The organism is Methylobacterium sp. (genome assembly GCF_028290105.1).
In the GTDB taxonomy this organism is placed as follows: Bacteria; Pseudomonadota; Alphaproteobacteria; order Rhizobiales; family Beijerinckiaceae; genus Methylobacterium.
The window spans coordinates 1-12,328 of record NZ_JAQGKL010000178.1; the positions used below are offsets into that span (position 1 = coordinate 1).

Annotated in this window: 11 protein-coding genes and 1 pseudogene; 7 read left to right on the forward strand and 5 right to left on the reverse strand. The window is 70.9% G+C overall.

The genetic code is table 11. The features are described 5' to 3' along the window. Nucleotides 1–225 (forward strand): annotated as a pseudogene (locus JWQ05_RS12730) (glycosyltransferase family 2 protein); the annotation flags it as partial. Between the two features lie 64 nt (nt 226–289). Beyond that, nucleotides 290–619, forward strand: a complete 330-nt coding sequence (locus JWQ05_RS12735) for a hypothetical protein (protein WP_299658813.1) — start codon at nt 290–292, stop codon at nt 617–619. 61 nt (nt 620–680) lie between these two features. Here JWQ05_RS12735 and murA read toward each other — a convergent pair whose 3' ends face one another. Beyond that, the gene (gene murA, locus JWQ05_RS12740; protein WP_299658814.1) at nt 681–1,970 is read right to left on the reverse strand and encodes a UDP-N-acetylglucosamine 1-carboxyvinyltransferase; all 1,290 of its coding nucleotides are present in this window, start codon (nt 1,968–1,970) and stop codon (nt 681–683) included. 168 nt (nt 1,971–2,138) lie between these two features. Next, nucleotides 2,139–2,324: a hypothetical protein gene (locus JWQ05_RS12745; RefSeq protein WP_299658815.1), complete on the reverse strand. Its 186-nt coding sequence runs from the start codon at nt 2,322–2,324 to the stop codon at nt 2,139–2,141. 350 nt (nt 2,325–2,674) lie between these two features. On the opposite strand from JWQ05_RS12745, the gene hemA reads away from it, so the two are divergent. Continuing rightward, nucleotides 2,675–4,021 carry a 5-aminolevulinate synthase gene (gene hemA, locus JWQ05_RS12750; RefSeq protein ID WP_299658816.1) on the forward strand — a complete coding sequence of 449 codons (1,347 nt, stop codon included), beginning with the start codon at nt 2,675–2,677 and terminating at the stop codon, nt 4,019–4,021. A gap of 4 nt (nt 4,022–4,025) precedes the next feature. On the opposite strand, the gene JWQ05_RS12755 is transcribed toward hemA, so the two are convergent. Next, on the reverse strand, nt 4,026–4,559 hold the full coding sequence (locus JWQ05_RS12755) for a TspO/MBR family protein (protein ID WP_299658817.1): 534 nt from the start codon (nt 4,557–4,559) through the stop codon (nt 4,026–4,028). A gap of 117 nt (nt 4,560–4,676) precedes the next feature. Here JWQ05_RS12755 and JWQ05_RS12760 point away from each other — a divergent pair, with 117 nt between their 5' ends. Together JWQ05_RS12760 and JWQ05_RS12765 are read left to right on the forward strand one after the other, a co-directional pair. Next, nucleotides 4,677–5,834, forward strand: coding sequence for an aminotransferase class V-fold PLP-dependent enzyme (locus JWQ05_RS12760; protein WP_299658818.1), 1,158 nt, complete (start codon nt 4,677–4,679; stop codon nt 5,832–5,834). A gap of 74 nt (nt 5,835–5,908) precedes the next feature. Further along, nucleotides 5,909–6,331 (forward strand): hypothetical protein, encoded by a 423-nt coding sequence (locus tag JWQ05_RS12765; RefSeq protein ID WP_299658819.1) that lies wholly within the window; start codon nt 5,909–5,911, stop codon nt 6,329–6,331. Nucleotides 6,332–6,341: 10 nt separating this feature from the next. Here JWQ05_RS12765 and mdoH read toward each other — a convergent pair whose 3' ends face one another. Next, nucleotides 6,342–8,255, reverse strand: coding sequence for a glucans biosynthesis glucosyltransferase MdoH (gene mdoH / locus JWQ05_RS12770; protein WP_299658820.1), 1,914 nt, complete (start codon nt 8,253–8,255; stop codon nt 6,342–6,344). Between the two features lie 257 nt (nt 8,256–8,512). On the opposite strand from mdoH, the gene JWQ05_RS12775 reads away from it, so the two are divergent. Further along, entirely contained in the window at nt 8,513–9,988 is a 1,476-nt protein-coding gene (locus JWQ05_RS12775) for a glucan biosynthesis protein (protein ID WP_299658823.1), read from the forward strand. 75 nt (nt 9,989–10,063) lie between these two features. Here JWQ05_RS12775 and JWQ05_RS12780 read toward each other — a convergent pair whose 3' ends face one another. Then, nucleotides 10,064–10,237 carry a hypothetical protein gene (locus JWQ05_RS12780; protein WP_299658821.1) on the reverse strand — a complete coding sequence of 58 codons (174 nt, stop codon included), beginning with the start codon at nt 10,235–10,237 and terminating at the stop codon, nt 10,064–10,066. A gap of 255 nt (nt 10,238–10,492) precedes the next feature. Here JWQ05_RS12780 and JWQ05_RS12785 point away from each other — a divergent pair. Then, a partial coding sequence (locus JWQ05_RS12785) for a Tex family protein (RefSeq protein WP_299658822.1) occupies nt 10,493–12,328 on the forward strand: 1,836 nt, incomplete at its 3' end.

Here is a 12,328-nt window from a genome sequence, read left to right on the forward strand (position 1 = left end):
CGGATCGCGCCGGAGGACGCGGCTCGCGTCGCCGCCCATCCGCTGGCCGGCCACGCGGTGGCGGCGGCCGAGCGCGCCAGTCCGCGCCTCGTGCATCGTCCCCTCGGCCCGAAACAGCTGCCCGGCCAGATCCGCCTCGCCACAGCGGTGCTGCCGCTGGTCCGCCTCGTGACCCGCCTGCGCGACGCGGCGCGCCTCAGCCAGCGTTCAGCCCGGGAGCGCTAGAGGAAGCGCCAAGACCCGAAGGCGGCGCGACGCGGGCCCGGGCCCATTGCGAGGGGAGCACACCATGAAGCGCATCATCAAGAATACGATCCTGGCCGTCGCCACGGCGGCGACGCTCGGCACCGGACTCGGCGCGTTCGAGGCCAACGCCCAGTATTACGGCGACGACGATCGTCCCCGCCGCTTCGAGCGCCGCTACGAGGAGGATCGCTACGAGCGTCGCCGCGACGTCGAGGACCGCTACGACCGCCGCCCCCGTGGCTATGGCGAACGCTTCGGCCGCCTCTGCCTGACCCAGCGCGGCAACTGCATCACCGAGCCGCAACCCTACGGCTCGCAGTGCCGCTGCATGATCCCGGGCTTCGGACCCAAGCGCGGCGAAATTCGCGGCTGATTCGAAATCGGCTCTCCTCCGCCCAGGAGGAGAGCCGCCTCCGAGGACGAAAGACCCGGCTTCAGCTCCGGACGCGGGTGATCTCGGCGCCGCAGCGGGCGAGCTTGGCCTCCAGGGCCTCGAAGCCGCGATCCAGGTGATAGACCCGGTTGATGCTGGTCTCGCCCTCCGCCGCCAGCCCCGCGATCACGAGGGACACGGACGCGCGCAGGTCGGTCGCCATCACGGGCGCGCCCTTGAGGCGCTCGACGCCCTCCACGATGGCGAGATCGCCCTCGAGCCGGATCTTCGCGCCGAGGCGGGCCAGTTCCTGCACGTGCATGAAGCGGTTCTCGAAGATCGTCTCGCGGATGTTCGACTGGCCCTTGGCCAGCGTCATCAGCGCCATGAACTGCGCCTGCAGGTCGGTGGGAAAACCCGGGAACGGGTCGGTGGTGACATCGACGGCGGCGATGCCGCCCCCGTTGCGGCGGATGCGGATCGTGTCCGTGCCCACCGTGATCTCGGCGCCCGTGGTCGAGAGCACGTCGAGGGCCGAATGCAGCAGGTCGGCCCGGGTGTTCTCGAGCGTCACGTCGCCCCCGGTCATCGCCACCGCCATGGCGTAGGTGCCGGTCTCGATCCGGTCGGGCAGCACGTCGTGGCGAGCACCGTGCAGGCGCGAGACGCCCTCGATCGTGATGCGCGGGGTGCCGGCCCCCTCGATGCGGGCGCCCATCTTGGTCAGGCAGGCGGCGAGATCGACGACCTCGGGCTCGCGGGCCGCGTTCTCGATCAGCGTCGAGCCGTTGGCGAGCGCCGCCGCCATCAGCGCCACGTGGGTGCCGCCGACCGTTACCTTGGGGAAGTGGATTTCGCCGCCGCGAAGCCCGTTCTTGGCCCGGGCGATGACGTAGCCGGCATCGACCTCGACGGTAGCCCCGAGGCGCTCCAGCGCCATCAGAAGCAGGTCGACCGGGCGCGTCCCGATGGCGCAGCCACCCGGCATCGAGACGCGGGCCTCGCCGAAGCGGGCCAGCAGCGGCGCGATCACCCAGAAGCTCGCCCGCATGGTGGAGACGAGTTCGTAGGGCGCCGTGGTGTCGATGACGTTCGAGGCGGTCAGCCGGATGGTCTGGCCGGTCTCGCTGGTCTGGCCCGGGCGCTTGCCCACCACCATGTGGTCGACGCCGTGATTGCCGAGGATGCGCAGGAGGGCGTTGATGTCGGCGAGCCGCGGCACGTTGCCGAGTTCCAGGGTCTCGCCGGTCATCAGGCTGGCGATCATCAGGGGCAGCGCGGCATTCTTGGCACCCGAGATCGGGATCACCCCGTGCAGCGGCCGGCCGCCGATGATGTTGATGCGGTCCATCGTTCCTAAACCTTGCTCGTCAAAATTCCGCTCGCGCCGCGCGTGCTCGACGCTGCGGGCGGGAGTCATCCGAAATCCAAATCCGTCGGGACGTGCGTCGTCCCCGTGGAAACGGCATCGTTATAGCCAGGTTTTGTCGAAAAGGAGGTTCGCGGCGCCCGATTGTGCTTATGCGCCGGGTTCGGGTGTCTCGTCGGAACCCGGGCCCGCCTTGCGCCCGCGCACCTGCGCCTTGCGCCGCCGCAGGTTGTCGCGCAGGGCGGCCTTCAGGCGCTCGGCCCGCCGCTCGGCCTCGCTCCTCGGCGCCGCCCCGGTTCCGGCCCGGGCTTCGCTCGCCTTGATGTCGTCCGTCATAGGGCTCGCGGGTCTGCTGTCGGATGGAGCGTGCCGCGCGGGACACGGGGACGCGACGCATGGTCGCCACGGCGATGTGCCGGCTTTGCACCCCCTGCCCGGCGGGTGCAAAGCAGGAATGCGGATGTCGACTTGAACCAATTCCAAGTTCACCTGTATCGTCGCCACCGCGTTGGGGAAAGCCACGACGCCGGGCGGGCTCCGTCAGCAACTCCTTCACGGAGGCTGGGTCAGGCTCGCCAACGAGACCGATTGCATCAAGGGTCCCCCGCACGAGGGCCCGCGTGGAAACGATCCCGCCAGAGGCCGCGATCCCACCGCCGGCCACTCAGCCCAAGCGTGAAGGACGGATGCCCGTGAACCGCATGCCCGCGACGATCAAGATCAGCGACACGAAGCAGGGAGCGGGCCAGGGACCCCATCAAGCGTCCGGCAACCGGGAAGCCGTCGTTCGTGGCCGGGCCGATTACGAGTCGCATTTCCGCACCGCCCTCGATCGCCTGCACGGCGAGCGCCGCTACCGCGTCTTCGCCGATATCGAGCGCATCGCCGGCCGTTTCCCGACGGCGCATTGGCGCAAGCCCGACGGCGGCACCTCCGAGATCACCGTCTGGTGTTCCAACGACTATCTCGGCATGGGCCAGCACCCCGACGTGGTCGGCGCCATGACCCGCACCGCCGCGCGCTGCGGCGTGGGTGCGGGCGGCACCCGCAACATCGCCGGCAACAATTCGCCGCTGGTCGACCTGGAGCGCGAGCTCGCGGATCTTCACGGCAAGGAGGCGGGCCTCGTCTTCACCTCGGGCTACGTCTCGAACCAGGCCGGCATCTCGACGATCGCCAAGCTGATCCCGAACTGCCTGATCCTGTCGGACGCCTTCAACCACAACTCGATGATCGAGGGCGTCCGCCATTCCGGCTGCGAGAAGCGCGTCTTCCGCCACAACGACCTCAAGCACCTCGAAGAGCTGCTGGTCGCGGCGGGCGACCGCCCGAAGCTGATCGCCTTCGAGAGCGTCTATTCCATGGACGGCGACGTCTCCGACATCGGCGCCATCTGCGACTTGGCCGACCGCCACGGCGCCATGACCTATCTCGACGAGGTCCATGCGGTGGGCCTCTACGGCGCACGCGGCGGCGGCATCGCCGAACGCGACGGCGTCATGCACCGGGTCGATGTCATCGAGGGTACGCTGGCCAAGGGCTACGGCTGCGTGGGCGGCTACATCACCGGTTCGGCGGTGCTCTGCGACGCCGTGCGCAGCCATGCCCCGGGCTTCATCTTCACCACCGCCCTGCCGCCGGCCATCGCCGCCGCCGCCATCGCTTCCGTGCGCTACCTCAAGCGTTCGAACGGCGAGCGCGAGGCGCACCAGCGCCAGGCCGCGCGGACCAAGGCCGCCCTCGAAGCCGCCGGCCTGCCGGTGCTGCACACCGACACCCATATCGTGCCCGTGATGGTGGGCGATGCGGAACTCTGCAAGGCGGCGGCCGACCACCTCCTCGAGCACCACGGCATCTACATCCAGCCGATCAACTACCCCACCGTGCCGCGCGGCACCGAGCGCCTGCGCATCACCCCCTCGCCCTTCCACGACGACGCCCGCATCGCCAAGCTGACGGCGGCCCTGGCGGAGACCTGGGACACCCTCGACCTGCCGCGCGCCGGCACGGTGTTCGTCGAGGCGGCGGAATAGCCTCTCAGTTCAGGTGCCAGATCGCGCCGGTGAGAACGGTCGCGAAGCTCACCCAGGCGGCGTAGGGAACCAGCAGCCAAGCCGCCAGCCTGTCGAAGCGCCAGGACAGGCGGATGGTCCAGAGGATCATCACCAGCATCGCGCCGGACACCACCAGGGCGGCGCCCAGCGCGTGGGCGGCAAAGAAGGTCGGCGTCCACGCGGCGTTGAGGGCGAGCTGCGCCCCGAAGGCGGCGAGCGCCAGCCGCCACGCCCCCACCGTCGGGCCCGTGCGGGGCTTGGCGCCCAGGAGCCGGAAGGCCGACCACGCGATCATCGCGTAGAGGATCGTCCAGGCCACCGGGAACGCCCAGTTCGGCGGGTTGAAGACCGGCTTCGCCAGGCCCGCGTACCAGCCCTCGATGTTCGGACCCGTCGCGGCCGAGCCCAGAAAGGCCGTCAGCACCACGGGCAGGATCGCCACCGCGAGCCGCCAGGGCAGGGCAAGGGCGGGCTCACTGGGGACATGGCCGGGTGACGAGGCGGGCGCGCGGGACATGACGAACGAACTTCCTTCTTCTGTCGACCGGGTGCGGCGCTCGACGCTTCAACTTGCGGTCCCTGCACCGGTCTGCAAGGGCCGGTCAATCGAACTCCGACCTCACGGACAGGCCCCATGTCAGACCCGAACGCGCCGACGCCCTCGAAGCGCAGCCTCGCCGCCCAGGCGCTCGGCCATGTCGACCCCGTGACCCGGGGGGTGGTGGCGCCGCTGCATGTCGCCACCACCTTCCTGCGCGATCCCGACAACGGCTACAGTTCGGGCTTCTCCTATGCCCGGCCCGACAACGCCACCGTGCGCGAGGCCGAAGGCGTGCTGGCGATGCTGGAGGAGGCGGGGGCCGGCGCCCTGCTGTTCGGCTCCGGCATGGCGGCGGCCACAGCCGTGTTCACGGCGCTCGAACTCGGCGACCACGTGGTGGCGCCCCGCGTGATGTACTGGGGCCTGAAGCGCTGGCTCGCCACCGAGATGCCGCGCCGCCAGATCGCGGTCGATTTCGTCGACATGGACGATCCCGCCAGCCTGGAGCGCGCGATCCGCCCCGGCGCGACGAAGCTCGTCTGGATCGAGACCCCCGGCAACCCGCTCTGGACGATCACCGACATCGCGGAAGCCGCCCGCATCGCCCACGCGGCCGGAGCGCGACTCGCCGTCGATTCCACCGCTGCCTCGCCGATCCACACCCGGCCCCTGACACTCGGCGCCGACATCGTCATGCACTCGGCCACCAAGATCCTCAACGGCCATTCCGACGTGGTCGCGGGCGTGCTCGCGGGTGCCGCGGCGGACCCGTTCTGGGCGCGTATCGTCACGATCCGGTCGGGGGGCGGGGCCATCCTCGGGCCGTTCGAGGCCTACCTGCTGATGCGCTCGCTGCGCACCCTGCACCTCCGAGTGGCGGCGCAATCGGCCGGCGCGGCCGAACTCGCCCGCCGGTTCCAGGCGCATCCACGCATCTCGCACGTGCTCTATCCCGGCCTGCCCGACGATCCCGGCCACGCGGTGGCGGCCCGGCAGATGGAGGGCGGCTTCGGCTTCATGCTGTCGATCCGGGTCGAGGGCGGCGCGGCGGCGGCCATTGCCACGGCGGCGCGGGTGCGGCTGTGGAAGCGGGCGACCTCCCTCGGCGGCGTCGAGAGCCTGATCGAGCATCGCGCCTCGGTGGAGGGGCCGGATTCCCCGTGCCCGCCCGATCTCCTGCGCCTCTCCGTCGGGATCGAGGCGGTGGACGACCTGTTCGCCGACCTCGACGCGGCGTTGCGGAGCGCGTGAATTTTCGCGTGGTGCGGCCAAGCGGTCTCGCGCGTTGACGCGGCGACCACGTCGCTCGCCGAAAGACTTCCGCCATGACGAAGCTCACGCCCCTCACCGGAGCGCTCGCCCTGCTCCTCCTCGGCGCCCCGGCCCATGCCGAGGGCGGACCGCCGGAACTGAACATCGCGCGGACCTGCCAATCGGCGGCCTCGGCGGGCGTCAGCGACAATGCGAGCCAGGAGGGCTGCCTGCGCTCCGAGCGCGCCTCGCACGACGAGGTCAAGCGGCGCTGGAACGAGTTCACGCCGGCCGCCAAGCGCCAGTGCGAGAAGCAGTTCGAGGCCGGCGGCTTCCCCTCCTACGTGGAGATGGTGACCTGCCTCGAACTCGCCAGCGGCACCGGCCTTCCGAAGAAGGCCGATGACACCGACGCGGGGAAAGGCACCAGCAGCGCCACCAAAGAGCCGAGCCCGGCCCAGCGGACGGACCCGATCAAGGTGCTCAACGACCGGTAATCGCCAGGCGTCAGGTCGACGAGGCCGGCACTTCGTCGGCGATCCAGGCCGGCTGCAACCGCTCGCGGCCGGGCTCCGGCGCCCCGCCCCGGGACTGGGCGAGGGCGGTGAGCTCGGGCGCGCGAGCGGTATCGTCCACCGTGAGGAACAGGCCCCGCGCCTGCGAGCGGCGCCCGAGGCGCGTGCTGCTCGTGAGCACGCTCTGCGCCGGGCTCGACAGCAGCCCCAGGGCCACCGGCGCCATCCAGAGGGCGAGCCAGGGATTGCCCGCATAGAGCAGGCCGGCCACGAGCAGGGCGCCCGCCACGAGGGTGTCGACCTGGAGCCGGGCGGCTTCCGCCCAGGGCACCCGGCGGTCGTCGCGCACCTGCGCGTCCCAGCGCACCACGCGGCCGATGAAGGTGGTGGCGACGGCGCCCGCCGCGAACAGGGTCATCACCGGCCAGAGCAGGACCCAGACGAGCTGCTCCAGGGCGGCGCTCTTGAGGAGCGAGGCGGTGCCTCCGAAGGCGGCCCGGCGTTCGGCCGAGACGAGCACGTGGCCGAGGCTGAGGAGCTTCGGCAGGGCCAGGATCGTGACCACCAGGGCACCGAGCGCGTGGGCGGCGGCGTTCGAGCCGGTGAGGCCGTAGCCGAGGAGGCCGAGATCGCCGGTCCGCGCCGCCTGAAGCGTGGCGAGGCCGAGGAACAGGACCCAGAGCGGGCAGGCCATGTAGGAGAGGATGCCGACGATGAGGTGCCAGCGGCTGGCGGGCCGCAGGCCCGGCATCGCGGTCACGCGCAGGTGCTGCATGTTGCCCTGGCACCAGCGGCGCTCGCGCCCGAGGAGATCGACGAGGTTCGTCGGCATCTCCTCCCAGGTGCCGCCCATCTCCGGCAGCAGGCAGACCTCCCAGCCGGCACGGCGCAGGAGTGCCCCCTCGACGATGTCGTGGCAGAGGATCTCGCCGCCGAGAGGCGCCTTGCCCGGCAGCACCGGCAGTTCGGCATTGTCCGCGAAGGCCGCGACCCGCACGATCGCGTTGTGGCCCCAGTAGCTCCCGTCCGGCCCCTGCCAGGTCTCCAGGCAGCGGATCGCCAGCGGCGCGTAGAGCCGCACGGCGAATTGCTGGATGCGGGCGAACAGGGTGTCGCGGCCGGTGGCGTAGGACACCGTCTGGATCAGGCCGACGCGGGGGCTCTCCTCCATCAGCCGGGCGAGGCGGCGCATGGCGCTGCCGGTCATCAGGCTGTCGGCGTCGAGGACGATCATGAAGTCGTATTCCGCGCCGTAGGTCTTGCAGAACTCCGCGATATTACCCGCCTTGCGGCCCACATTGTCCTGGCGCCGGCGGTAGCGGACACGCGGCAGGCCGGGGCCGTTGCGGCGGGTCCAGTCCTCGATGCGCCGGAATTCATGCTCCTCCACCGCCGCGATGGCGCCGTCGCGGGTGTCGGAAAGGACGAAGATGTCGATGTCGCCGCCGTTGCCCCCGGCCCGCTGGAGCGAGCGGGCCATGACGCGAAGCGCCGCGAACACCGCCACCGCATCCTCGGCGTGGATCGCGACCAATGCGGCCGTGCGGCTCAGGCCCGAGGCTTCCGCCGGTACGGTGAGGGAGCGGCGTTCCAGGGCGGATTTCGCCCGGTCCCCGAACGCCGTGGCGACGAGGCCGTAGACGTATTGCCAGGCGACGAAGGCCTGCCAGGTCATCACGAGGGCGAACAGCACGAGCACCAGACCGCCGAGAAGGCCGGACGGCGTTCCGTAGGCGGCGAGCGCCAGGGCCGTGACGACGCCACCGAGGGCGAGCGGGGGCAGGGCCAGCATCAGCCGGCGTGCCAGGTACGAGCGCGGCGCCCGACTCGAGAATTCCGCCGGACCCGGGATGTCAGCCACCGGGGCGTCGTGCGACAACCTGTTGGACGCGAGTCTTTGGGACATGGGGCGCGGCGAACTCGAAGGAGAGGGGACACCGTGATCCCTCACCGGAACCGGCCGGCGAAAGGAAGCAGATGGGCGATGGCGAGGGTTTTGGAGAACCCGGACAGGCCGAATTCGTCTCGCGGCGGCGGGCCCTGCGGACCACGCTCAGCGTGGCCGTGGGGATGATCCTTCCTAGTGCGCACGATCTGAATGCTGGCCGAACGCACGCTGCGGCCCAGGACCTCGCGGCCCAGAGCCCCGCAGCATCGGAGCCCATAACATTCGAGGGCGTGAAGGCGAAGGCGCGCGTGCTCGCCGCCAACCCCTACCAAGCCCCGGCCGACGACCTGCCCCCGGCGCTGGCCGGGCTCTCCTACGATGGCTACCGGGCCATCACCTTCCGGCCGGATGCCAGCCCACGCCTCGGCCGCTACTTCTCGGCCCAGCTGTTCCATCGCGGCTTCCTGCAGCGCAAGCGTGTTTCGCTCTTCCTGCAGCCGCGCGGGGGCCCGGCCCGACCGATTCCCTACGCCTCGGACCTGTTCGACCTCGGGCCAGACCTGAAGGGACAGGCCTTTCCCCCCGATCTCGGCTTTGCCGGTTTCCGGCTGCACGTGGCCTTCGACGCGAACGCCCCGGGAAACCAGGACGAATTCCTGGTCTTCCTCGGCGCCTCGTATTTCCGGCTGCGGGGCTTTGGCCAGGAATACGGCCTTTCGGCGCGCGGCGCCGCGATCCGCACCGGTGGCCCCGGCGCGGAGGAGTTTCCCGATTTCACCGCCTTCTGGATCTGCGAGCCCGAGGCCGAAGCGCGCACGATCGAGATCTGGGCGCAGCTCGATTCACCGAGCCTCGCGGGGGCCTACCGCTTCGAGGTCGCTCCCGGCGACCCGTCGGTGATGCGGGTGGAGGCGGCCCTGTACCCGCGCGTCGCCCTCGACCGGCTGGGCCTGGCTCCGCTCACCAGCATGTTCCTGCACGGGGCGAACGGGCCGGGCGCGCGCAGGTCGGAGCCGTTCGACGACTTTCGGCCCCAGGTGCATGATTCCGACGGGCTCGCGGTGGTGACGCGGGGCGAGCGGCTCTGGCGGCCGCTGACCAACGGCCGGGCGCATCCCCAGATCTCGGCCTTCGGCGTCGACCCGCTGGAGGGCTTCGGCCTGCTCCAGCGCGAGCGCGACTTTCCCGCCTATCTCGACGTGCAGGCCCGGCACGAGGCGCGCCCCGGCCTCTGGGTGACGCCGGAGACGGGGTTCGGGCGCGGCGCGGTCCAGCTCTTCGAGATCCCGTCGCGCGAGGAGTACATGGACAACATCGTGGCGGCGTTCGTGCCGGCGGACCCCGTGCCGGCCGGGACGGAACGGTCCGTGCGCTACACCCTGACCACGGTGGACGCCGAGCCGGTGCCCGTGGTCCCGGGGGCGCTGGCCCGCGTCGTCTCAACCCGGGTCGGCTCCGCCGAGCGCCTGCGCCCGACGACCCCACCGAGCCCGGGGCGGCGCCTCTACGTGGTCGATTTCGAGGGGCCGGGCCTGCCCGCCGACCGGAACGCGGCCGTGAGCGCCGACGTCTCGGCCAGTGCCGGCACGATGGTCGATCCGTTCCTGGAGTTCGTACCCCAGACCGGCGGCTGGCGCCTCTACGTGGAATGGCGCCCGCCCGCGCCGATGCCGGCGGGCGACGTGATCCTGCGCGCGCGCCTCGCCCTCGGCGGTACGGTGCTGACCGAGACCTGGGACATGCCGGCCTGAGAGCCGGCATGTCGTCAACGGGATCTGTCGTGCACCCGAAACGCGGAGGGGGCAGGCTTTTCTCCTGGCACGTGCCTACTCGCATTCGTAGGATTGCGCGTCCGCCGGGTTGGCACCGAGGGTCAGCGCGTAGGTGTCGATCGTCGAAATGGCGCGTGCCTGCGAAACCGGCGGTCGCGTCAGCATCGTGATCGCAAATGCGGCCGTGGCAATGACAAATGCCGCCGCAAGCGTTGTCAGTAAACGCATTCGAGCCTCCATTGGCATGGGTGCTGCGAACACTTCGTTGTGGCCCAGCGGCGTGACAGTTAAGTTGATTCGAGAAATTTATCAATCTTCGAATATTATGATAAATGATCGAATATTGGGCTCCTCTTCCGATGTCGGCCCGCCAATGCTCCATCGGAAAACTGGGTCGGCGCTACCCGGCGAGGCAGGCGGGGCGCGGGTTTGACCACGCCGCGCGGCGGCCTGTAGACACCCGGCCCCAGCGGGAGTTGCCTCATGGCCACCATCAACACGAAGCTTGCGGCCGAACTCGGCGTCGCGGACTGGCAGGTGAAGGCCGCCGTCGACCTCCTCGACGACGGCGCGACGGTGCCGTTCATCGCCCGCTACCGCAAGGAGGTCACCGGCACCCTCGACGACACGCAGTTGCGCACCCTGGAGGAGCGCCTGGCCTATCTGCGCGACCTCGAGGCGCGCCGCGCGGCGGTGCTGGAGGCGATCGAGGCGCAGGGCAAGCTCGAGGCCGGCCTCAAGGTCCGCATCCTCGCCGCCGACACCAAGGCGCGGCTGGAGGACCTCTACCTGCCCTTCAAGATCAAGCGCCGGACCAAGGCGCAGATCGCCCGCGAGGCCGGGCTCGGGCCCCTGGCCGAGACCCTGCTCGCCCGGCCCGACCAGGGGCCGGAGGCGGCGGCCAAGGCTTACGTCGATGCGGCCAAGGGCGTCGCCGACGTCGAGGCCGCGCTGGAGGGGGCGCGCGCGATCCTGATCGAGCGCTTCAGCGAGGACCCGGAACTGGTGGGGTCGTTGCGCGAGAGCGGCTGGCAGCGCGGCCGAATGGTCGCCACGGTGAAGGCCGGCAAGGCGGCGTCGGGCGAAAAATTCGCCGATTACTTCGACTTCAGCGAGCCCCTGGTGAAGCTGCCCTCGCACCGCATCCTCGCCCTGTTCCGGGGCGAGAAGGAGGAGGTGCTCGACCTCGCCATCGCCGACGCGGTGGGCGACGAGCCTGTGAAGGGCCAGCCCTCAAGCCAGGAACTGCGCATCGCGAAAACCTTCGGCATCCGCAACCAGGGCCGGCCGGGGGACGCGTTCCTGATGGAGAGCGTGCGGCGCGCCTGGCGCACCCGCCTCAAGCCCACCATCGACACGGACCTGCGCGCCCGCCTCTGGACGGTGGCGGAGGCCGGCGCCGTCACGGTGTTTGCCGGCAACCTGCGCGACCTCCTGCTCGCCGCCCCCGCCGGGGCGCGCCCGACCCTCGGGCTCGACCCCGGCTTTCGCACGGGCGTGAAGGTCGCGGTGGTGGATGCCACCGGCAAGGTGGTGGCCACCGACACGATCTACCCGCACGAGCCGCGCCGCGACTGGAACGGCGCCCTGATGGCGCTGGCCAGGCTCTGCCGGGCGCACCGGGTCGAACTCGTCGCCATCGGCAACGGCACCGCGTCGCGCGAGACCGACAGGCTCGCCGCCGAGCTCATCGCCAAGCAGCCGGAGCTGACGCTCACCAAGGTCATGGTCTCGGAAGCCGGCGCATCCGTCTACTCGGCCTCGGCCTATGCCAGCGCCGAACTGCCCGACCTCGACGTGACGATCCGCGGCGCGGTCTCCATCGCCCGGCGCCTGCAGGATCCGCTGGCCGAACTCGTGAAGATCGAGCCCAAGGCCATCGGCGTCGGGCAGTACCAGCACGATCTCGCCGAGGGGAAGCTCGCGCGCTCCCTCGATGCGGTGGTGGAGGATTGCGTGAACGGCGTCGGCGTCGACGTGAACACCGCCTCCGCCCCGCTGCTCGCCCGCGTCTCGGGCCTGACCGCGCGGGTGGCGGGCAACATCGTCGTCCACCGCGACACCAACGGCCCGTTCCGCAGCCGCGCCAGCCTGAAGAAGGTGGCGGGGCTCGGCCCCAAGGCCTACGAACTCGCCGCCGGCTTCCTGCGCATCCGCGATGGGGCCGACCCCCTCGACGCCTCGGGCGTGCACCCCGAGGCCTACCCGGTGGTGCGCCGCATCCTCGCCGCCACGGGCCAGCCGATCCAGGCCCTGATCGGCAACACGGGCGCCCTGCGCGGCCTGAAGCCGGAGACCTTCACGGACGACAGCTTCGGC